This window comes from Pseudoalteromonas fuliginea, from assembly GCF_000690055.1.
In the GTDB taxonomy this organism is placed as follows: Bacteria; Pseudomonadota; Gammaproteobacteria; order Enterobacterales; family Alteromonadaceae; genus Pseudoalteromonas; species Pseudoalteromonas fuliginea.
The window spans coordinates 27,374-51,788 of record NZ_JJNZ01000065.1 but is presented as its reverse complement, the minus strand read 5'-3'; the positions used below and the strand labels follow the sequence as shown (position 1 = coordinate 51,788).

The following is a 24,415-nucleotide window of genomic DNA, read 5'->3' as shown; positions in this document are numbered from 1 at the left end:
ACAAGCATTTTAAACTTATAGCTTGTTTCTAATTAATTTAACCAGCTGCAGTAATTCAGTTGTGCTAATACGCTCGTCAACAGGTAAAAACAAAGTGTTTTCAAACATATCTTTCCCTACACTACCGCTATGATGACTACACCAGTATCTAGGTAAATAAACAGCACTACTAACAAGTTCCTTACAAATACCAGTAACATTAAAACTAATTTTTAGTGGGTAACAAAGTGGTACATGATCATCTACAGGAAGATTTAACTGATTTATTGATTTAAACTTATTATATAAAATTTTATAGTTACGCCGTCGTTTCTCTTTAATTGCGTTTATGTCTGCGCATTTAATTAGGTGAGCCGATATTACTGATATCTTTTTTGGTATAAAGCATTCAAGCGCCTGCTCCGCGGCTAAAAACCGCGCGTACCCTGCTTGCACATCACCTGCAGCACGAAGTAACAAATGCCCTACATTTTCGCTAGCATCATATAGAGCTTCTGGCATATTAATTTTTATTTCTGTTCTCAGCAGCCCACCATCGGGTATGCCTAAAAATTTACGCGGCGAGTAAATACTTGTCGTACCATCTATGTGCTCACTAAACAAAGCTTGTGAGTTATCAACAATAAATAACTCAGGAGATACGGCAGTTAACGTTTTGATTTGCTCATTTAACAAACCAAAATAATTCACTAAAAGTATTCTACTGTTGCTTTTATTTATTTGCTTTGGACAACTTGCAGGAAGTAACTGCTCATTAACCGAATAAAACTTAACCTCGACAGTTAATGACTTAAGTGCTGGAAAAATACTATCGCAAATATAATTTGGTACATACAGCGTTTTAATTTTCGCGGTATTTAAGTACGCGTATAAAGCTGCTCGAGCTGATTGAAATTGATAGGCATCAGAGCCTAATTGTGTATCTAAACTGATTAATGGTAATTGATTATACCCACCAATAGCCATCAGTTAGACCAACTTATATTTATCTAATAGCTCAACAACTTGTATTTTGTTATTCCACATCAATACATCTATCATCGATAAATGAGGAATAAATTCGTCATTATTTTGTGAGTATTCATATTTTTCAGTTTCGATAAACGATAAAGATATTTCTTTTTTAGCGAAATATTCTTTATCATAAAGCGACTTTCCACCAGGGCTATTTATGTAATCATTTGATTTTAAAACACTAGCCATCGCTATCAACTTATCAGCAGCAGATAAGTCACGGTTATACTCGAGTTCACTTGAATAATAAAAGTCTTTACTAATACCTAAATAATCAAACACGACTGAAATACTCTTCGCACAAAGATGATCCACACGTCTGTTTTCATTATTCAATACGGATTTAATAAGTGGAAAAACATGCTCAAAGTAAGGGGCTTTTTTATAACTTTGTTCAATTGTTTTAAGTATTTTTTTTATATTTTTATCAAAGCTTAGTTCATTAATTAATGTATTTGATGACATGCCAGGCACCGGGATAGTAAAGCGCTGAGCTTTACCATTTGATAGAATGTTATTCCGATTTATGTAGCCTCCTTTTATAAAGGTTACATCGTCATAAAAAACAAATTTATCTACAGCATTGACCAATTGATAATAACCTAAATAAGGGAATAAATAAGGCTGCATTACAGCAAAGCTCATAGTATTTCCTTAATAACGTTAGTGACGGTTAACACATCTTCAGCGCTCATAGAGTTATGCAATGGTAAACAAATGATCCCGCCTGCTACCTTTTGACTGTTGCCGCAACCAAAGCTTTTTTGTTTGCTATAGGCTAGATCAAGTGAGGGTGTAAAATAGCGACGGCATTGAATATCATTTTTAGCCAGAGCTTGCATTACATCTTTCTGCTTTTGTGCATCCGCGATGTATATAGGCATATAAGCACCATTGAGGCTTGCTTGCGAATGCCATTGTGGTAATTCAACCACATCTTTCAACTGATTTGTGTAGTTATCAAATAGTGCTGTTCGATGCTTTATAACACTTTCAATATCATCAAGTAATGTTAAACCTACAGCGCATTGGTATTCGTTAAGTTTGGCATTGATACCTGCCGCGCCTAGTGTTCCATTAGCTTGTATACCAAAATTAATCAGTTGCTTAGCTTTATCAAAATCAGCCTTACATTTGAAAATAATAGCGCCACCTTCAACCGTATGGAAAACCTTAGTAGCATGAAAACTTAACGTGCTTGCATCACCATAATTAAGCACTGATTGCCCAGCTATTTTCACATCAAAAGCATGTGCCGCATCGTAAATTACTTTTTTATTATACTTATTGGCGACCTCAGCTATATCGTGAACATTACATGGGTTACCATAGACATGAGTTGCAACTACGCCATCGTAGTTACTATCTTTTGCGAGCGCTTTATCAAGTGCTATTGGGCATAAGTTATAGCTGTGCATATCAATATCACTGAATGCTGTGTCAATGCCTTGCCACAACAATGAGCTGGTCGTTGCTACAAAAGTAAAAGGAGTTGTAATAGCTGAATTAATATTTAATGCTTTACAAGCGACTTGAATTGCGACAGTACCATTAGAGACTAGCAATAAGTTTTCAACACCTAGGTATGCCTCTAGACGCTTCGTGAGTTGCTCATGCAATGGACCAAAATTAGTGTACCAGCCACTCTGGTTGACTTGCGCTAAATAAGCAGTCAACTTCGTTAAGTCTGGGGTTAGTGGTTTATTAAGTGCTATCATTATTTAATCTTTTATCAATTGCATTAGGTATTGGCCATAACTATTTTTTAAAAATGGTTTTGCTAGTACTTCAAGCTCTTGCTTACTTAACCAGCCATAATTAAATGCAATTTCTTCCAAACATGCGATTTTATAGCCTTGCCGTTTTTCTATAGTCTCTACAAATTGTGCGGCTTCAAGCAGGCTTTCGTGCGTGCCAGTATCTAACCAAGCAAAACCACGACCAAGCATCTCAACATTTAGCTTACCTTCCTCTAAATACATTTCGTTAAGGCAGGTAATTTCAAGCTCACCACGCGTTGAAGGCTCAACTTTTTTAGCTAGTTCAACTACGGAATTATCATAAAAATAAAGACCTGTTACTGCAAAGTGTGACTTTGGCTTAACTGGCTTCTCTTCAATTGAAATCGCTTTTTGTTGTTCATTAAATTCGACTACACCAAATCGTTCAGGATCTTTAACTTGGTAACCAAAAACAGTCGCACCTTGACCACTTTTAGCATTCTCTACAGCCTGTTTTAATTTAGGTGTAAAGCCTTGTCCATAAAAAATATTATCTCCAAGTACTAAACACACATCGTCGCTACCTATAAACTCTTCGCCTAAAATAAACGCTTGCGCTAAGCCATCAGGGCTAGGTTGTATGGTGTAACTAAGTTTAATACCAAATCGTGAACCATCACCTAACAAACGTTTAAATGAATCTCTATCTTCAGGGGTAGTTATAATAAGCACTTCACGAATGCCAGCTAGCATCAATACCGACAGTGGATAATAAATCATTGGCTTATCATAAATAGGCAGTAACTGCTTTGATACACCCATTGTTATAGGGTAAAGGCGAGTGCCCGAGCCGCCCGCAAGAATAATTCCTTTCATATTACTCTCCTTCAACCTGTGTATTTAGTTCACCTAAGCGTTCGCGTTTGTATGAGCCGTCTTGCACATTTTTACACCATACTTGGTTATTTAAATACCATTGAATCGTTTTTTTAAGTCCTGTCTCAAAGGTTTCAACAGGTTTCCAGTTGAGTTCGTCACTCATCTTTGATGCATCAATTGCATATCGGCGGTCATGTCCAGGGCGATCCGTTACATAAGTAATTTGCTCTGCGTATTTTGTCTTTTTAGGTACTAGCGTATCTAAAATACTACAAATACTTTGCACCACTTCAATATTTTGTTTCTCGTTATGACCGCCAATATTATAGGTTTCACCTACAATCCCTTCGGTAACTACTTTATACAAAGCACGAGCGTGGTCCTCTACATAAAGCCAATCACGAATTTGGTCACCTTTACCATAAATAGGTAATTCCTTGCCTTCAAGCGCATTTAAAATAACTAACGGTATTAACTTCTCGGGAAAATGATAAGGCCCATAATTATTCGAGCAATTAGTTATTATTGTAGGAAAACCATAAGTACGTAACCAAGCTCGAACTAAGTGGTCGCTCGACGCTTTACTTGCGGAATATGGGCTACTCGGTGCGTAAGCTGTTTGTTCGGTAAATAGCGGAAGATCGCCGTCTTGTTCATCAGGATGCGGTAAGTCTCCATATACTTCATCGGTAGATACATGGTGGAACCTAAATGCTTTTTTTGCTGTATCAGTTAACGTATTCCAGTATTCACGCGCCGCTTCTAATAAGTTATAAGTACCTACAATATTTGTTTGAATGAATTCTGCAGGCCCTGTAATTGAGCGATCAACATGACTTTCTGCTGCTAAATGCATAACAGCATCGGGCTTGTATTTGTCAAAAATACAGTCAAGCTCTAAACGATCACATATATCCACTTGTTCAAAAATGTAACGTTCGTTATTGCTTACAGATTTAAGCGACTCTAAATTACCTGCATATGTTAGCTTATCTAGGTTAATAACGGCGTCTTGAGTATTATTTATAATATGGCGAATTACTGCAGAACCAATAAAGCCCGCACCACCAGTGACAAGTATCTTCATATTATTTATTACCTAAAAACTCTTTATACCAAGGCATTGCTTTACTAATTCCCTGTAATATCTTGTATTCGGGTACGTAACCTAAATTATTTATTGCTTTACTTACGTTTGCTTGAGAATGACGCACATCACCGGCTCTGAAATCTCTGTAGACAGGCTCTTTCCCAGCAGGAATTTTACATTCTGTTAAGGCTGCTTGGATAGCTTCGTGTAAATCATTTAACGTAGTACGATCGCCAACGGCCACATTATAAATATTGTCTTTGGCATTATCTGGAGCCGTCGCGGCTAAGATATTCATTTGAACCGTGTTCTCTATAAAGCAGAAATCGCGACTTGTTTCACCATCACCATTAATAAACACTTCATCACCTTGAATCATAGCAGCAGTCCACTTAGGAATAACTGCAGCATAAGCTCCGTTGGGATCTTGACGTTGACCAAATACGTTAAAATAACGTAAACCTATCGTCTTAAAGTTATATGTTTTAGCATAAACGCCAGCATATAATTCATTAACGTATTTAGTTACAGCATAAGGAGACAGAGGGTTGCCGATATTTTCTTCAACTTTAGGCAACGCTGGATGGTCACCATAAGTTGAACTGCTAGCAGCGTAGGTGAAGCTTTTAACTTTAGCCTCTTTTGCAGCCTGTAACATATTTAAAAAGCCAGTAATATTAGCAGCGTTAGTTGTAACAGGATCTGCTATAGAGCGCGGGACTGAACCTAATGCAGCTTGGTGTAGTACGTAATCAACGCCACTAATTGCCAACTCACAGTCTCGATAGTTGCGAATATCACCTTCAATAAAACTAAAGCCCTGCCATTGCTCTTTTGTAACTAAACCTTTTACTTCATCTAAATTATATTGGTGACCTGTAGAAAAATTATCAAATCCAACTACTATTTGGTTTAACTTTAATAGGTGTTCTAATAAATTTGAGCCGATAAAACCTGCGACACCTGTTATTAACCACGTTTTAGGCGAGGAAAGTAGTTCTGCTTGTATTTGTTCATAACGAGTCATAAAAATCCTTAAAATAAATTTGCCAAAGAGTCAAAATGAGTACTAAAGTAAAAACCTAATTAAGCCCAAGCTAATTTACTTTACTTAATAACTTCATTTTATAATCTCATATCTACATCTTGCTTCGGTAATATATATTTAAGGTCGTACAAAACATGATTCTCTTTACCCAAGGAGCGTATTTTATTTGTCCCCATTACTTTAAATTGATTATGGCCAACAGCTAGTATTACTGCATCGTAATTGTTTTCTTTATACTCTGTTACTAAGCTGAGACCATACTCATGTTGAGCGTCACTATTTGAGCACCAAGGATCTATAATATCTACATTGATATTATATTCCTTAAGCTCACAAACAATATCAACTACTTTTGTATTTCGGAGATCCGGGCAGTTTTCTTTAAAGGTTAAGCCCATAACCAATACATTAGCACCGTCTACATGAATACGCTTTTTAAGCATCTTTTTTACTAGCTCAGATACTACATGCTTGCCCATACCATCATTTAAGCGACGCCCTGCTAAAATCATTTCAGGGTGATAACCCACACTTTGTGCTTTATGAGTTAAGTAGTAGGGGTCAACACCTATACAATGCCCCCCAACGAGACCCGGTCGAAAAGGTAAAAAATTCCATTTGGTACCTGCAGCTTCTAATACCTCAAGAGTATCTATATCTAGTTTATTAAAAATAATTGATAATTCATTAATCAATGCAATATTTACATCTCGTTGAGTATTCTCTATTACTTTTGCAGCTTCAGCTACTTTTATTGAACTAGCTTTATAAGTACCTGCCGTTATTATTGATTTATAGAGTTGATCAACTTTTTCAGCTACCTCAGGTGTTGACCCTGATGTTACTTTTAATATATTAGTTACACGATGTTCCTTATCACCTGGATTAATACGCTCTGGTGAGTAACCTGCATAAAAGTCCTTATTAAATTTCAGGCCAGATGCGTGTTCGACAACAGGTAGGCACACTTCTTCCGTAGCACCAGGATATACTGTCGATTCATAAATAATGATATCGCCATATTTAATCACTGAGCCTAACATTTCACTAGCTTTAATCAGTGGTGTTAAATCAGGCTGCTTATGCTGATCAATTGGTGTTGGTACTGTAACTATATATACATTACAACTTTTAAGATCCGATACACTATAAGAATAATTAAGCAGTAACGACTCTTTGAGTTCTTCATCACTAACTTCAAGGGTTAAATCCGTACCGGATTCCAATTGTGCAATTCTATTTTTGTTCACATCAAAACCAAGTACTGAGAATTTTTTACCAAACTCAACCGCTAATGGCAGGCCTACATAGCCTAAACCTATTACGCCTATCTTTATTAGGCCTTGATTAGCTATCATGACCAAATTCCTTTAGTATCAATTACATATCTTGAAATTGGGTTTTTCATTTTAAACTCGTTATGATCTACTAATAATAAATGAATATTTGCATTTAATTTTGCATATTCAAATGAAGATAATTTAAATGTATCGAAACGCTTCGATAATTCATTTATATTTGGCTCCACAGCAATAACATCACCTGCATGCAGTTTCGCTATTTGCTCAGTAATATTTAATGAAGGACTTTCTCGTAAATCATCTATATTTGGTTTAAATGCTAAGCCATAACAAGCAATAGTTACATCTTTAGCTGTTTTTGTAGGATTTGCTTGCAAAAAATCAGCTATAGCGAGTTTTACTTTATTGATTACCCACAAAGGCTTTTCATCGTTTACTTTACGCGCTGTGTATATTAATTGTGCTTCATTAGGAGTTTTACTTACGATAAACCAGGGATCTACTGCAATACAATGTCCGCCAACACCAGGTCCTGGTTGTAAAATATTTATACGTGGATGGCGATTAGCAAGTGATATAAGCTCCCACACATCAATATCTAACTTGTCGCATATTACCGATAACTCATTAGCGAATGCTATTTGTACATCACGACATGAGTTTTCTGTTAACTTTGCCATTTCAGCTGTACGTGCATTTGTAATAACGCACTCACCTTGTACAAATGTTTTGTATAATTGTACTGAGCGTTTAGAACACGTTGCAGAAATACCACCAATAACACGATCATTTTCAACCAATTCACGCACAACATGCCCTGGTAGGACTCGCTCAGGACAATGAGCTATATTTATATCCGCATTGTCATCTAGTGTTTTTGGAAACGATAGATCTGGACGCGCAGCAGCCAACCACTCAGCCATTTGTTCTGTAGCTCCAACCGGTGAAGTAGATTCAAGTATGACTAAATCACCTTTTTTCAGCACTGGTGCAATAGCCTCACTTGCTTTTTTAATATAACTTAAATCAGGCTCTGGAATGGTTGAGTTACTTTCATTACCTGAGGTGTTTTTAAATGGTGTTGGTACTGCTATTAAAAAAGCATCAGCAGGTTCAGGCTTAGTGGTTGCCTTTAAGTAACCTTGAGTTACAGCAGCATGAACTATCAAGTCCAAATCAGGCTCTATTATATGTATTTCACCACGATTAATTGTATCAACGGCATTTTGATTAATATCAACACCTATTACTTTTTTTTTGCATGATGCAAACATCGCAGCTGTTGGTAAACCAATATAGCCTAAGCCAATTACTGATATTGTATTAAATGACATGGGATTCCTTGTTCTCTATTTAGCTCGTAACCTTCACTCATAAAGAGATTTAGCTAGTATATCGCATATACGTTGGCATGATTTACCATCCCCATACGGGTTATGAGATTTACTCATTACTTTATATGAAGACTCGTTGGTTAATAGCTCGTTTAATTCAGTCGTTATTTTTACGACATCTGTGCCAACTAACTTTACAGTACCCGCTTCAACAGCTTCAGGGCGCTCTGTGGTATCTCTCATTACCAGTACAGGCTTACCTAGACTAGGGGCTTCTTCTTGTATACCACCTGAATCAGTTAAAATAACGTACGAACGATTCATCAAATATACAAAGGGTAAATACTGCTGCGGTTCAATTAAATACACATTATTTACACCTTTCAAAATCCGCTTTACTGGCTCTTGTACATTAGGGTTTAGGTGTACAGGGTACAAAATTTGACAATCAGGGTGGGCTTTTGCCGTTTGCGCTAATGCTTCACAAATTCGTTCAAATCCACCACCAAAGCTTTCACGACGATGCCCTGTAACTAAAATAAGCTTTTTATTTGAATCAAGCATTGGAAATTTTTCTGAAAGTTTATTACTCAAGTTCTCGTCAGATTCTATTTGCTGTTTAATAAGTAATAATGCATCAATTACAGTGTTGCCCGTTACAAATATATTTGTAACGCTATAGTTTTCTCTCAATAAGTTAGCTTCGGAAATTTTCGTTGGTGCAAAGTGATATTTAGTAAGCGTACCAGTTAACTTACGATTGCCTTCTTCTGGCCATGGAGAATAAATATTGCCCGTCCTCAAACCTGCTTCAACATGTCCTACTGCTATTTGTTCATAATATGCAGCCAAGCTAGCAGCAAATGTAGTTGCCGTATCACCGTGGACAAGAACTACATCAGGCTCAAAATCTTTTAATACACTGGTAAGTTCAAGCAAAATACGGCTTGTTATTTCAGAAAGTGTTTGCCCAGGTTTCATCAAATTTAAATCATAATCAGGAATTACTTCAAATAGTTCTAGTACTTGGTCTAACATTTCTCTGTGTTGTGCGGTCACACATACCTTTGATTCAAAACGCTCATCACTCTTCAGTGAATGTACTAAAGGAGCCATTTTGATTGCCTCTGGACGAGTACCAAAAACAGTTAAAACTTTAATTTTAGACATATTAAAACCTTTCTTCACTTTATTATTTAACAATCAGATTTATTACCCTGATTCAGGGTAAAGCATGAACTTTCAGTCTTGCCTTTTAATAAAGTACCTAACCAAAATAAGAAAAACACTTAATATGACACCTAACATAGTACCTAAAATACAAATCATTGCTCGTGCAGGCTTACTCTTTTGTTCTGGTATAACAGCAGGGTCAATTGTCTTAAAAACATATTCATCACGTACATTTGCAAACATTATTGTTTTTGTTTGCTCTTCAATTAATTTATATAGTACGACGCGAATATCTGCAATTTTGGTTTTTTTTAGTTGATTTTCTAAAAATTCACTGCTTCTCTTCGCTTCAGTTACATCCCTTTCTTTCATAACCTCGTTAATATCTTCTACAAGCCATGAAACCCACTGTTGAGCGATAACTGGAGATATGTGTTCTATAGAAACAACTATCATTCCTGTATCTTCATTACTTATAAACTGACTCTTATCTATAAATACTTTATAAGCTTCTTGCATTGATGGTATAGGTTTGAAAGGTGCTTTAACTTTTCTAGTCCACTCTTTAGACTTAATGTTATATAAATCACTGTTATATACTATTGTATTATTAACGCTATCCCATTCTTTAACAGCCATCAAATCAGCTAATATATTATGCCTTTTTATAAACTCAGATATAAAATGACGGGATTTCAAAACTTCAATAGCTAATTGACTTTTATTATTTCCTCCACCACTAAGATTAACTCCAGCTAAACTCGCTAAACTGCCAAATTGCCCAGCTAAACCACCTAAACTAGCATTTTTTGGGGTCTCAGTCGGAGCAAGTAGTGCCTCTGATTTATAAATATTGGGCTGATTAATTGCATAGAAAACCGAAGCTACCGCAAATAGTGTAGTGACCGCGATAATAATCCATTTACCTTGCCAAATAGCTGTAAATAATTCTCTCAGGTCGATTTCATCATCAGCGACAGCTAAAACATTTGCTTGTTTTGGGTTATTTAAATTGTTTTCCATGTAAGTCTCAGGCTCATTCTGCGCAGCATAAAGCTACGCCTGCTAATAAATGCGTAACAAAAAGCCACGCCTACTAATAAATAAATGCGCGGCAACAAGCCGCGCATAACTATTAAATACCGCTTATTGCAGCTACCGCTACACCTAATTGGTACATAATCTGCGTTGCTGTGCTCCAAAGCGTTAGCTTATCCATGTGCCCTGCATCCATTGGTACCACAATGGTATCCCCTGGTTCTAATTGGTCTGTATTATTAGCAGCAAACCAGCCGCCTGTATTAGGGATTTTTACTGAACCATTAGCTTTAATAATGTAAATACGATCCTCTGCTGCACGTTCTTTTAAACCACCACTGAGATCAATATAATCATCAACACTCACACCAGCTTGATAAAGGTGAGATGTAGAGTAGTTAACTTCACCTATGATGCTTATAGAGTCGCGCTTGCTTGGCACATAAAGCGTGTCACCATCTTGTAATACTAAATTTTGTTGATTACTTACTATACGAGGAAGGTCGATAACTAAACGCCCTACGGCTTCAACATTGGCTAAATCGTTTAACAGTTTATCCATTTCTTCATAAGAAAGGGTATTGCCGCTTACGGAGTTTTGGAAGCTTTTTGATGCAATATCTCGTCGAAGTTCTGTAGACAAACGAGCTAGTTGCTCTTGTTCCTGTTTTTTAATCGATTTACGTGTAAATACCGCAGCTTTTTGCTCTGCAAATTGAGAGAAGCCACCTGCACGCTCTAATAAATCAGTTAGTTTTTCACCACGACGAATAGTATAAGTACCAGGGAATTTGAGCTCACCTCTTAATTCTACTTTTACGTTTTCTTGCCAGTTGGGAATGGCGAAAATATTAATGCTATCTTTACTGCGTAGTATAATATTATTTTGTAAGTCACCTTTCATAGCGCCTTCAAGATCAAACCTTACATGTTCAACCTGAGATGCATTACCAGACACGATGCGTGTAATTTCTGCTTGCTTAATAAAGGCAGACTCTAATAACCCACCTGAGGCTGTCACTAAATCAACAACTTCGCCGCCCACCGTTAACGGGTAAATACCTGGATAAGTTACATTGCCACTAATTTCAACCAATTTCATTGCTTCGCTAACAGAAGCTTGTTGTTTAAATTTAGCAATAATAGGCGCTAATAAGTTATGGCGACTAAATGACGCATACTCTTGAGCTTTAAGCTCTTGTTCTTCTTCTTTTGCTTTACGTTTAGATATTTCAGCAATAGTTAAAATTTTATTGTCTTCAAGTACAAGCTCTTCGTCTTTTTGATTTATACCTATATATTTTTCGAACTCTTTTTGTTCAAACTTATGCCATTGCTCTGCTTTAGTTTGCTGCTCTTGTTGCTCTTGGCTTAATGCCATATTTGCTAGCGCAGACAACTCAGCTTCTTTCTCTTCAAAGCGGCTAAATACAATTATTTTATCGTTTGCTTTAAGCTGTAGGTTATTTGCGGTGTTTTTAACTATTGCTTGCGCTATATCAAATTGGTGCGCTTCTATGTCACCATTAATATTTGTTTCACGAATAAGTAAGCCGTAACTTAAATCAGCTTGTGGGAGTAAGTCGCCACGTACTGATTTTAGAACGTCGGAAATACGTTTTCCTTGGTACCATTGATAATTACCCGGGCGTGCTACCGCGCCAATCAAGCTAATAGTATTTTGGTATTGAGAGCTAACTGAATTAAAGCGAATACGGTCGCCATCTTGTGGAATATAATTAATTTGCGGTTTTGAAAAGTCTACCGATAGTACTTCTTTACGATCATAGTTAAAGCGCTCTACCACTGCATTTTTAGCATAAGCGTTTGCCTTAAGGCCACCTGCCATAATTAGCAATTGCTGAGCAGTCTCACCTTCTTTAAGTTCAAAGATAGCGGGACGTTTAACCGCACCTTCAACTCTTACTTGAGCGCCAACTGATGGTATAAACACAACATCGCCAGGCTTTAATACGATGTCGTTACTGCTATCGCCATTAATAAGTAAGTCGTAAAGGTCAAAATTTGCTACAACCTTGCCTGTGCGTTTAACTTGAATATTACGCAGTGAAGCAATATCAGACACGCCACCACTTACAAATAATGCGTGCGAAACAGTTGTTAATGAAGAAACACTGTAGCTACCAGGCTTATACGCTTCACCTAGCACTAAAATGCGCATACTGCGAAGTTGACCAAGCGATACAAATGCTTTTACACCAATAACTTCTTGCTCTACTTTTGCATTAATTAACTCTTTTACTTCAGCAAAAGTAAGGCCAGCCACTTGAACTGGACTTAAGTCAGGAATATTAAGTCGCCCTTCACGGTCAACGGTTATGTCGAAGCTTTCACTTTCTTTACCATAAAAATTAATTCTTAGTTGATCGCCGCGTCCAATTAAGTACGTATCAGGAACAGCTGCATTTTCACTTGGCATAAATGTTGTAGGTTCACCTGCAAATAGCGCATACCCAAAAGGCTTTATTTCGTCTACTTTTGGTTTAAAGCGCTCTTCACCTGTAAGCTGCTCCGGCTCAGATTCTGAGCGTTGGCCGATAGTCGACTGTTCAGTTTTAACCTGTTCGCTTGATTGATTTGTACCCGTGATTGTAGATAAGTCTACACCGTACTGTTTTGCGAGGGCTTCTTGTTGCGATTTAGGCAGCTTTTTAAACTGCTCCAATTGTGACGCTGTTGGCGTTAAAGCCAATGCACTAAAACTGCACAATAGAACAAAAGCACTAAAAAATTGAGTAAATACTTTCACGAGTAGGTATATCCCTAGGTCTACAACCAAAATTGGTCGCCATAATACATTATTTAGTAGCAAATAAAAAAGGGACTTTCGTCCCTTTTTGTCACTTAAATGTCATTTCTTTAGTTACATTGGTTAAAAACTGTAAACTAACGTGAATGACGTTTCAGTATCAGTGCTTTCTTTATCATCAGCAACATCTGAGTTGTTGGTAACATTAAAAGCAACTTTCATTTGTAATGAGCCATTAATTTTTGCAAGTAGTGCAGTTTCTGAACGCGTTTTAGTGTTTGTATCACCATACTCCACTGCAATTAACTGAGTAAAGCGCGCATTATCAGAAATCTTCCAGTTATAATCTAACTTACCTAGAGCAATCACCTCACCTTCAAACTCACCAGCAAGTAAATCGCCGTTGTCGTCAATTTCAGTGCTGTCATCTGGGTATTCGAAATATTTATAACCTGGACCAATTTCAGCACTTAGCCACATGGTTTTTTCGTTTAATAAACGTAAACCATAACCAGCAGAAATTACTGATTCACTTCGGTATGCGCCAAAGTAATCTGACACGTGTGAACCATAAATGAATAAGTGAGCATGCTTTTCATTTAATTTGTAATTACCTTGCGCAGAAATAGAGTATTTTTCGTTGGTACGCTGCTTATCTTTATTACCGTCAGCATCTTCAACTTCATCTTCTTTGAAGATTCCATCGATTTTATACTCGTTGTTCCAGTTTTCTAGATTGTGCTGTACTTTAATACCACCTTTAAGCGTGGTTGTTTCTGTATTACCACTTGTGATAATAGCACCAAGCTCACTGGTAACTTCCCACGTTTTTTGCTCTGCATCTTCGGCAAATGCGTTAGTTGCAGCAGAGGCTGCAACTAACATTGATAAAAGCTTTAATTTCATTAAAAAAATAACCTATTTAAAATTAGTCTTGCTTGTGTAAATGAACATCCATTTGTGGAAATGGAATTGAAATGTTTGCGTCGTCTAATGCAATTTTAATATTTTCCATTAGCGAGAAATATGTTGGCCAGTAATCCGCACTGTTAACCCAAGGACGCACTACAAAATTAACACTCGAATCACCTAGCTCAGATACAGCAACTGTATAAGCTGGGTCTTTAAGTAGACGTTCTTCTGCATCTAACACTGATTTTAATACTTCTTTTGCTTGACGTAAATCAGCATCGTAACCAACACCGATAACTAAATCGATACGACGAGTAGACTCACGTGAGAAATTAGTAATAGCACCCGACATAATTTGTGAATTTGGCACAATTATTACTTTATTATCTGGAGTGCGTAGTTCAGTTGAGAATATTTCGATTTTCTTAACAGTACCCATTTTACTACCAGCTTCAACAAAATCACCTGATTTGAATGGACGAAGTAAAATAATTAGTACGCCAGATGCAAAGTTAGACAATGAACCTTGAAGCGCTAAGCCAACAGCTAAACCTGCGGCACCTAAAATAGCGATGAATGACGTAGTTTCAATACCAATTTGCGAAAGTGCCATTAAAATAGTGACAGCAAATACAAGTGTATACACAATGCTTGAAACAAATGAGCCAACCGCTTTATCTACGTTCTTTTTAGCAAAACCTTTTTCAGTTAAGTTAGAACAAAACTTAGCAATACGACTACCAAGTAAAAAGATAACAAGCGCAACAACCGCCTGTATACCGTAATGTAAAATTAGGCCTGAGTTTTCGTTCAGCCAGTTTAATATTGAATCCATAATCACTCCAAATAGTTTTCATTAAGCGTTTTTCCAGCCAACATTATACATTTATTTACAATTTATTCTCAAAAAACAATGAATTTTCACTATAAAAAACGCTATGTTTATATAAATTAATATATAAAAGCGACAATATGTTTCATATTTATTAAGTATTTATCGTTTTTTTAGAAGGTATGCGCTGTTTCTTAATCATTCGCACTTACTAATAAAGAAAGTAAGGCTTAAATATTTTTTCTCCCTTTACTAATCTCGTTCGTTACACGTTTTGCCCCCAGTTAAATGGCCTAAAGTAGCCATATTTAAGCACTAATCAATCACCACCTTACATACTGTATTTTACGCATTAATTATTTTTTTTGATTTTTTTCACTTTTAGACTTCACAAGATTTATTATTTTATGTATTATGCGCGCCACACCAAACAAGGTGTGTTGTGGCGGTTGTAGCTCAGTTGGTAGAGCCCCGGATTGTGATTCCGGTTGTCGCGGGTTCAAGCCCCGTCAATCGCCCCAATTTTTCTCCTTTTTTTATTTTTTGTATAATCATTTTCATATTATTTCCCCAGTAATTTTAAATAACTAAAAATACAATCTATTTCCCCCTGCACTTACTTGTCTGAACAACTAGACCAGTTCTAAACCAATTTTATTAAAACATGACTAATTTACCGAATTAAATTACTCTAAAATGTTGTTAAATTTTATTTAGAATAACGAAATTTATGCTTTGTTATCAAGCTGTTTTATTATCGCTATAATAGGTCACTAATTTTATGCTATTGATTTAAAAAGCTGGAAGATATTAACATTTACATTTTTGAAATAATGTTTTCATTTGCTTTACATGCCTATAAAAAGTGCTAAATTATTACCTACTACCATCATTTTATTAGGGCTTGTTTATCTTTCGAGGTTAGATTTGCAGCGGCGTGTTTGGTTTTTAAATAAGGCCCGTGAGCATGACTGGGCAGCTTTGCTCGGTTTTGATTTATTCTTATAGGTATGTAAGCCATTAGAGTAACGCAGGAGCAGTTACCGAGCCCACTAAGCAACAAACCTTGCGCCGCGATTAAGTCGCCCCTAGATAGAACAAATTTCAATCCGAAAAGGTCAACTGACCCTAATGGCAATAAAGCAAAAAATTTCTTATAGGATATTCGATAAAACATGATTAAACAGGCTCTAGCACATTTACTGTGTGCTTTTTTAACTGTAGTTAGTGTTAGTGCTCTGGCTAAAAATGACGAAAGCTACGCTAAATTGTTAACTGAACTACAACAATTAATTTCTGATCATAAGTTTCAACAAGCCTACAAAATAAGTCATATTGAAAATCAATATTTAGGCGAGCCTGCTTTTGACTTTTTATTAGGGATTTCCGCACTTAAAACAAACCAACCAGCTACAGCAGTCTTTGCTTTTGAACGTGTAGTTGAAGCAAGCCCACAATGGTACGAAGCTCGCCTACATTTAGTTCGAGCTTATTTAATGGTTAAAAACTTACCCGCAGCAGATACTCAAGCGCTAATACTTATTAACGCGGCTAATACACCTAAAAATATAAAAACGAGCGCGCAATCACTACTTGATGCTGCCATTGTTGAACAGCAACGTGCAGGGCGCTCTTATACACAAAATATTCAACTGGCTTTTGGTGTGGATGACAATGTAAATGCAGGCACAGCCGAAGATACTATTATCATACCTAATTTAGGCGAATTTTTACTGTCGCCAGACAGCAAAAGTACTGATGATAACTATATGCAGCTTAACTATAGAGGGAGCTATTCTCATCCTCTGGACCAACAAAGCTTATTAACGTTAAGTGTTAATACTGCATGGTATAAGTTTGAAGCGTTAGAACAATATGACCGCGTTAACACACACATAAATGCAGCTTATAAGCACAAACAAGATAAGCTAAGTTGGTATGTACAAGCTGGTGTAACACCATTAGTACTTGATGGCGAACTTTATAGAACAGAATCGTCGCTCGTAACAGGAGCTGATTTTAAATTATCTAAAAAATCTCGCTTATTTGGGGCTGTTTCTTTTGGTGTAATGAATAATAAACTTGATGAAAAACTCGATAACACATTTATTGCACTAAACGCAGGAACTAGTTATGTATCTCAACGCTGGTTCCAAAGTGTGAGTATTAATATCAAAACTGAAAATGCGGATGTACCTGCGGGTAAATCAAATAGTCGTAATATACTTGGCATGTATTATCAGGCTAATTCTCAGCTTGCTGAACATTGGCAACTACTAACACTTGCAGGATATCAATGGATTGATTACCAAGATGAACATCCTTTATTTTTAAAAGACCGTGAAGACAATTTACTGATGCTTACAAGCACCATACGTTATTTAATAAACGACGATTTAGCTATACAACTGGCGGCCAATTATCAAGATAAAACCAGTAATATATCTTTATTTGAATATGATCGCTTAGATATTAATTTAAGCGTTTCTTACTCATTCTAATTTAAGGTACTTATGAAACTTTTACTCCCTGTGATAACAACCTTACTTTGTGTGAGTTTTAATGCACAAGCCGCCAATCCTGCTGGTAAAACGATTCTTGCCCGAGGTACTGTTTTAGCTCTAGATGCTAACTCCGAACAGCAAAGACAATTAAAACGCAGAGACACTGTATTTGGTGTAGATCGCATAACTACTGGTGAAAAAAGTAAGGCACAGTTTTCAATGTCTGACGGTGGCTTGATTGCGCTAAAAGAGAATTCGGTGCTCAATATTGCTAATTATGAGTTTGATAGTAATACCCAACAAGGCTCTGCGTCAATTGAATTACTTAAAGGTGGTTTGCGTTCGATTTCGGGAGTGATTAAAAAAAATGGTGGCTCTTATAGTGTAAAAACCCCTGTTGGATCTATTGGTATTCGCGGTACACATTTTGAAGTTCAGTTGGTTGAAGGCGATGTGTTTTTAGCTGTTTGGGACGGCGCAATAGATTTAACACTCGAAAACCAGCAAGTTGTTTCTTTAGGCAGCGATGAAGCGTTTTCCTTTGCGCAAGTAACGTCTTCTGGTGAAGTATTCACAAGTATTAGTGCGTCGCGCGTTTTTGATCAAAATATAACAAGTATCGATAGCCCAAGTGAAAGTGAGGATGAAGAAAGTGAACAACAAACGGCTACTGCCTCGCCCGATCCTGTTACTGAGATTGTAGTAGAAAGTAACTTTGATTCAGAGACAGTTATTATTGCTGATGTTTATTCTGAACAACAATATCAAACGGTTAGTGATGCATCTTTGGTTGATCAAATAGCACAACGCCAAGGCGTTTTTAACTATCAAGCGACAAGCTTTGGAGTGAATTCTAGTTTAGGTGCAGTGACTGACTTTACAATGACCATGGCGGTTGATTTTGATAATGGTACGGTGCCCGAGGGTGAAATTAGCTTTAGCGATACTGGTGGTAATTGGTATGCAGCTTACAGCGGCTTAATAGATATAAGTAAACTTGATTTAGCTGTTACCTTTGCATCTCATGGTAATAACAAAGCGGCTGGCGATATTGAGGCGATTTTTTTGAATGGTTTAGATACGATTACCGGCAATTTTAATCTCAATGAAATAAATAACCCTAATGTAAATGCTAATGGCTCCTTTAGGTTAGAACCATAAACACATTGGACACAGCGCTTTTTATTATGGAGTATTTAAAATGATAGCAAAAAATATATTTTTGCTTGGTGCCATGGCGTTTATATTAAGCGCCTGTGGTGGCTCAGAAGACACCACTGCACCAGAAGCTTCACCAAGTTCGAGTAACGAAGCAACACCTCAGCCTATTTCAAGTAACCTCAACTTAACGGGAGTTACTGCTAGTAATCAATCGACCAAATTTAAAGTTTCAGGTGTTTCGACGTCAAGTAGAGCATTTGTTAGCGATGTAGTTGCTAATTCACAGGCTGATATTATATTTGCGCAAAAAAATGAAGTTGTGCAAGGTAATGTAACGTTTTCACTTGCGGTTTCAGATCCCGATGGTATTGCTACAGTAAGCTTGGTATTACCAAGTGTAGATAAAAGCATCGCACTTTGTTCTGAACTATGTGGCTTAAGCTTTGAACAATCAATTATCGGCTTTAACCCTTATTTTTATGGTGAAAAAGCGGGCGATCTTCGTTTAGAAATATGGATAACCGATAATTTAAATAACCAAGTACTTGCTGACGCGACTACATTTAGCTGGCAACCCCATCAAATTGAAGGCGTTACGGCGCAGCGTAATGATCAAAGTATTGATCTTTCATGGCAAGCCAATTCAGACCTCAATCGCTATAACGTTTATTTAGCAACTCAAGCTGGTGTGACTCCTGAAAATATTAATACGCTCGAAAATGGGCAACAATTTCTAAGCTTATCCAATTCAGCTTTTAGCTTTGATGGATCGCTTGTTGATAAAAGCTATCAAATACTGATCACTGGCATTGATGGCAGTGGCGAAAGTGGTTTTGCTGAAGCAATAAATATAGCCCCTATTGGTGGAGAACTAAATTTTGCCCCGAATGCGCAACCCGATCAATTTCAAATTAATGAAGATGAAAGCCTACAAGGCAATGTAGTTGCTAATGATACCGATCAATATATGGGTGAATTGCGCATAAATTTAGATGCGCTAGTGCAACCACAGCACGGTACGTTAAATATAAATGAGTCTGGTGAGTTTAATTACACGCCAACGGCCAATTTTAATGGTGAAGATGCTTTTAGCTATCAAGTGGTTAATGAGCTTGATATGACAGACATCGCTGTTGTTGAAATTGTTGTTAATCCGATAAATGATGCACCTATTGCACTTGATAACAGCTATAGCATTCCACTTGATGGTAATTTGAATATTGCATCACCTGGCTTACTTGCCAATGATAGTGATATTGATTTAGATAGCTTAACGGTTGATACCTCACCTATCACTGAACCAGAAAAAGGACGTTTGACTTTACGCGCAGATGGTAGCTTTGAATACCTTGGTGAAGTAGATATGCGCGGGGAGGATAGCTTTCAATATCGTATTGTTGATAGTCAAGGTGAGCAAGCTATTGCCAATGTAGTTATCATCGGCGTAGCTGAAAATATGCCACCGATTGCGACTAACGATAGTTATAGTTTAAGTGAAGACAGTACATTAGTTGTTGAAGCTATTGCTGGTTTACTTAAAAATGATACAGATCCTAATAATGACAACTTTTTTGTTGATGAAAACTTTATTGTTGCGCCTGTTCATGGCCAATTATTACTTGCAACTGATGGTAGCTTTACTTATATACCCGATGCTAATTTTTTTGGTGTAGATCAGTTTCAATATCAAATAATTGACTCTCAAGGTGCTACAGCTCAAGCCAGCGTAACGTTAACAATTAATAGTGAAGCTGATAATCCGATTGCCCAAAATGATGAGTATTTATTCAGACCGAATAAGTTGCTTGAAGTTAACGTTGAAAGCGGCCTGCTAGTTAATGACATTAATATTGAAAGCGGTGATCTTTATGTTAATACCGTACCGGTTGTGGCTGTAAAAAATGGCGAGCTTAATCTTAATACTGATGGCTCTTTTACTTATCAACCGAATCAAAATTTTGTAGGTGTTGATAGCTTTACTTATTTAGTTTCAAATGAACAAGGCCTTGCGGCGAGTGCTCAAGTAATATTAAGTAAAAGTGGTGTGAATACTTTGCCAAGTGCAAATAATGATACCTTTACACTAAATGAAGATAGTCCAGCGACGTTACTTGATGTACTGGCTAACGATAACGACTTAGATGGCGATGTAATTAGTATATCTCGTATTGAAAACACGATTGGCCAAGCTGTTATTATCGATAAAAAAATAGAATTTACACCACCAGTCAATTTTAATGGTGATATAACGCTAACTTATAGTATTACTGATGGAAACACCTTAGAAAGCACCAATGCTAATGATACAACCGCAACAGTAACTATCACGGTTATCCCAGTAAACGATGCGCCTATTGCAAACGCAGATACAGCAACAATGGCCGAAGATGCCGCCCCACTACTAATTAATGTGCTCGCCAATGACACCGATATTGACGGAGATACCTTAACAATCACCTCTGCAGCTACTGACTTAGGGTCGGTATTAATTATTGGTAATCAACTTCAATATACACCTGCTATAAATAGTTATGGCGCAGCAACCGTTTTATATTCTGTAAGTGATGAAAACCAAGGCACTGCCTCGGCAAATTTGTCGATTACAATCACAGCTGTAAACGATGCGCCCATTGCAAATGCTGATACAGCAACAATGGCCGAAGATGCCGCCCCGCTATTAATTAATGTGCTCGCCAATGACACCGATATTGACGGAGATACCTTAACAATTACCTCAGCGACCGCCGACTTAGGATCGGTATTAATTATTGGCAATCAACTGCAATATACACCCGCTGTAAATAGTAATGGCGTGGCAGCCGTTTTATATTCTGTAAGTGATGGAAACCAAGGCACTGCCTCGGCAAATTTGTCGATTACAATCACAGCTGTAAACGATGCACCTACTGCATCAAATCAAACATTTAGTGTTAGTGAAAATTCGACAGACGGTGACGTTGTCGGCACCATTGTTGCCAGCGACATTGAAAACGAAAATTTAAGCTACACACTGGTCAGTGGCGACATAGGTTTGTTTAACATTAACAGCAGCTCTGGCCTATTAACAGCAAGCGGCCCGAGCCCTTTTAATTATGAAAATGCGACTCAGCATTTGATAACAGTAGCAGTTACCGACGATGGTACTCCTAATGAAACAACTTCTATTAATATTACTGTTAATGTAATTAATGCTGACGACTACCTCATACCTGTCGAAAATGAAACTTTTGGACGCCCTGTGACTGGTGAGTTAGAGCTGTCTAGTGTTTTTTCAAACGGTGAATTTAACGACAGTATTGAGTTAAATAATAATCTTTATTTTGTTGGGTTTAGTCAAAACACAGACCAAGATATTGTCATTGCTTCATATACTAATAATGGTGCGGCCAATAATGCGTTCGATGAAGATGGCATAAAAATACTGGATTTAGGGCACGATGAAAAAGCAACGGCCATAATTTCAGGTGGCGGTGACTTGTTTATCGCCTTTTCTAGTTTTGATGGTACCAACACCGAAGCATGTTTATTAAAAATGAGCGTTACAGGCGTGATAAGCAACACCTCAGGTGACAATAATTCAGGTATTCACTGTACCAAAATGGCAAGTACGCTGGTTATTAATGATCTTGAATTTAGCGACAATAAAATTCAAGCTGTTGGTAAACAGTTTAATGGTAATGACGATGATAGTTTATGGATAAAATATGACATTTCGACATTAGCTTACGAAGCGTCTAGCCCTAAAATTAAAGATGTAAGTGGTCAACAACGCGATGATGAAGCATTTGCCATTAAAAACTTTAATGGTTCTGATCTTATGGTTGTGGGGAGTGTTACCAGTGCAAACGGTGATAAAGATGCATTAATCCGTTACCTTATTTCAGATGGTGAAAATAACGGTAATTTTAATGATTATAATGCACTTAGCATCGATTTATCTGGGAATAACACCGACGATGAACTCTTTGCACTTGGCGGTTTAAATACAGCTGATTTTACCGCCTTTGTTGGCGGATATACCACTCGCCATTCAGGTGAAAAAGAAGCTGTTGTTCTCGCTATTGATAAAAAAGGCGATTTGGTAACGAGTATAGGTAATCATGGTATTGCCGTTTATGACATTGATGGTAATACAGGTGCTGGCAACGGTGGTGCTGAAATTACTGGCGTAAAATATGAACCTATAAATAATCAAATTACTTTATCGGGCACAACGGGGAAAGGTGAGACTGAAAAGCTGTTTTCTACGCGTATTTTAGCAACCGATGGGGCACTTGATGACACCTACGGCATTAATATTATTTCGGATATTAACGGTAAACAAATAGCTAATGCTGCAACAATAGATTTAAACGATACGCTTTGGGTATCAGGCATCAGCGATGATTCAAGTAGTCAGCCATTTATTGTAGCAATAGACAATCACGCGGCATTGTTTACTGGCTTAGCAGGATCTGGTTACCTTACATTGAGCAACTTAGGGACTGACTCTAATGATCAATCAAAGCAGGTGATACAGCTTAGCCATGGCACCCATGCTGGTAAATATATTATCGCATCAACAGCTCAGCAAGGCTCCGTAATTAAACTAGTATTAACGCGCCTGACCGTAGCCGGGCTGTTAGACACTAGCTTTAGTGAAAGTGGGCACAGGCAAATTGCAATCGACTTAAGTACATCTAATTTTGCGTTAATTGAGCAAAATGATGGCAAACTTATTATCGCGGGTTCGCGTAAAACTGAAAATAATGAAGAAGGTTTTGTAGCAAGAGTAGATCAAAATGGTTATTTTGATACAGACTTTGCAACAGAAGGGATTTACGCCACTACAGCCGTAACGACGCAGAAGCTCAATCTAACTGACGCAGCACTGGATAGCGATAACGATATTATTGCCGTAGGCTCGTTAACAGTGGCAGATACACCGAGCTCATTTGTTATGAAGTTAACGCCAGAAGGCTCACTGGAGAGCGACTTTGGTAACAATGGTAAAATTATTGGAACCGCTTTCCAATCCTATAAAACTGTTTACATTGATAATAGCGATAAAATTTTTATTGGCGGAAAAGTTGTTTCGGGTTCTGATTCTCAGCTATTAGCAGTAAAGCTAAGTGTTGATGGTGAACGCGAATTTAGCTATATAGACTCTGTAATTAGTTTAGATAACCACGATAGAATAGTTAAAATATTTGCTGATACCTTAAATAATCTGTATTTAATTGGTAATGAAACGAATACGCCAAACCAAGCTGTCATTGTTAAATTATCATCAGCAGGAATAAAAGAGACTAGTTTTGCTGAAGGTGGAGCTGGCCAGTACATACTAACGCAAACCGGTGACACTAAGGTAAAAGATGCCGCGCTTGATAGCATGGGTAACATTGTACTAAGTGGTATGGGTAATAATAAAGGTGTGTTAGCGCGCATTTTAAGTAATGGTGTATTAGATGGCACATTTGGCCACAACGGTGTTGGTTTTTACAAGGCCGAGCAATGTGCAAATGAACAAGTATTTACATCAATGATTTTACAAAGTGATACCCAAGTTATTGTTAGCAGCACCTGTAATAACGGCACTTCTAATAATATAAGTGCATCTAAGTTCAATTTTTATGTTGATGGAGTTACACCTTAATTT

16 protein-coding genes and 1 tRNA gene are annotated in these 24,415 nt (G+C 37.2%); 4 read left to right on the top strand and 13 right to left on the bottom strand.

The annotated features are described in order from the left end of the window. Positions 1–15: 15 nt before the first annotated feature. The 13 genes from DC53_RS04530 to DC53_RS04590 all read right to left on the bottom strand — a co-directional run bounded on the left by DC53_RS04530 (position 16) and on the right by DC53_RS04590 (position 15,115). Positions 16–966 carry a hypothetical protein gene (locus tag DC53_RS04530; RefSeq protein WP_033031227.1) on the bottom strand — a complete coding sequence of 317 codons (951 nt, stop codon included), beginning with the start codon at positions 964–966 and terminating at the stop codon, positions 16–18. A 3-nt stretch (positions 967–969) separates the two neighbouring features. Next, positions 970–1,659 carry a WbqC family protein gene (locus DC53_RS04535; protein ID WP_033031225.1) on the bottom strand — a complete coding sequence of 230 codons (690 nt, stop codon included), beginning with the start codon at positions 1,657–1,659 and terminating at the stop codon, positions 970–972. Continuing rightward, entirely contained in the window at positions 1,656–2,732 is a 1,077-nt protein-coding gene (locus DC53_RS04540) for a DegT/DnrJ/EryC1/StrS family aminotransferase (RefSeq protein WP_081824587.1), read from the bottom strand. The genes DC53_RS04535 and DC53_RS04540 overlap by 4 nt, the downstream gene beginning before the upstream one ends. Before the next feature lie 3 nt (positions 2,733–2,735). Continuing rightward, a complete protein-coding gene (gene rfbA / locus DC53_RS04545; RefSeq protein WP_033031222.1) occupies positions 2,736–3,611 on the bottom strand; it encodes a glucose-1-phosphate thymidylyltransferase RfbA in 876 nt (291 codons plus the stop codon). Position 3,612: 1 nt separating this feature from the next. Beyond that, positions 3,613–4,701, bottom strand: coding sequence for a dTDP-glucose 4,6-dehydratase (gene rfbB, locus DC53_RS04550; protein WP_033031220.1), 1,089 nt, complete (start codon positions 4,699–4,701; stop codon positions 3,613–3,615). A gap of 1 nt (position 4,702) precedes the next feature. Continuing rightward, positions 4,703–5,731, bottom strand: a complete 1,029-nt coding sequence (locus DC53_RS04555) for an NAD-dependent epimerase/dehydratase family protein (RefSeq protein WP_033031218.1) — start codon at positions 5,729–5,731, stop codon at positions 4,703–4,705. 98 nt (positions 5,732–5,829) lie between these two features. Further along, positions 5,830–7,110 (bottom strand): Vi polysaccharide biosynthesis UDP-N-acetylglucosamine C-6 dehydrogenase TviB, encoded by a 1,281-nt coding sequence (tviB, locus tag DC53_RS04560; protein ID WP_033031216.1) that lies wholly within the window; start codon positions 7,108–7,110, stop codon positions 5,830–5,832. Then, positions 7,107–8,387: a UDP-N-acetyl-D-mannosamine dehydrogenase gene (gene wecC / locus DC53_RS04565; protein ID WP_033031214.1), complete on the bottom strand. Its 1,281-nt coding sequence runs from the start codon at positions 8,385–8,387 to the stop codon at positions 7,107–7,109. The genes tviB and wecC overlap by 4 nt, the downstream gene beginning before the upstream one ends. Positions 8,388–8,420: 33 nt before the next feature. Then, positions 8,421–9,548 (bottom strand): non-hydrolyzing UDP-N-acetylglucosamine 2-epimerase, encoded by a 1,128-nt coding sequence (wecB, locus tag DC53_RS04570; protein WP_108912443.1) that lies wholly within the window; start codon positions 9,546–9,548, stop codon positions 8,421–8,423. 81 nt (positions 9,549–9,629) lie between these two features. Beyond that, positions 9,630–10,583, bottom strand: coding sequence for a Wzz/FepE/Etk N-terminal domain-containing protein (locus DC53_RS04575; RefSeq protein WP_033031210.1), 954 nt, complete (start codon positions 10,581–10,583; stop codon positions 9,630–9,632). 112 nt (positions 10,584–10,695) lie between these two features. Continuing rightward, positions 10,696–13,368 carry an SLBB domain-containing protein gene (locus tag DC53_RS04580; protein ID WP_033031208.1) on the bottom strand — a complete coding sequence of 891 codons (2,673 nt, stop codon included), beginning with the start codon at positions 13,366–13,368 and terminating at the stop codon, positions 10,696–10,698. Positions 13,369–13,491: 123 nt separating this feature from the next. After that, complete coding sequence (locus tag DC53_RS04585; RefSeq protein WP_007376723.1) at positions 13,492–14,274, bottom strand: DUF481 domain-containing protein; 783 nt, start codon at positions 14,272–14,274, stop codon at positions 13,492–13,494. 22 nt (positions 14,275–14,296) lie between these two features. After that, entirely contained in the window at positions 14,297–15,115 is an 819-nt protein-coding gene (locus DC53_RS04590; protein ID WP_008133554.1) for a mechanosensitive ion channel family protein, read from the bottom strand. A 442-nt stretch (positions 15,116–15,557) separates the two neighbouring features. On the opposite strand from DC53_RS04590, the gene DC53_RS04595 reads away from it, so the two are divergent. From DC53_RS04595 to DC53_RS04610, 4 genes are all read left to right on the top strand, one after another. Next, positions 15,558–15,633: transfer RNA gene (locus tag DC53_RS04595), tRNA-His, on the top strand. Between the two features lie 654 nt (positions 15,634–16,287). Next, positions 16,288–17,613, top strand: coding sequence for a DUF2860 family protein (locus DC53_RS04600; RefSeq protein WP_033031203.1), 1,326 nt, complete (start codon positions 16,288–16,290; stop codon positions 17,611–17,613). A 12-nt stretch (positions 17,614–17,625) separates the two neighbouring features. Continuing rightward, entirely contained in the window at positions 17,626–18,777 is a 1,152-nt protein-coding gene (locus DC53_RS04605; protein ID WP_033031201.1) for a FecR family protein, read from the top strand. Positions 18,778–18,817: 40 nt separating this feature from the next. Beyond that, positions 18,818–24,412 carry an Ig-like domain-containing protein gene (locus DC53_RS04610; protein WP_033031199.1) on the top strand — a complete coding sequence of 1,865 codons (5,595 nt, stop codon included), beginning with the start codon at positions 18,818–18,820 and terminating at the stop codon, positions 24,410–24,412. Positions 24,413–24,415 lie beyond the last annotated feature (3 nt).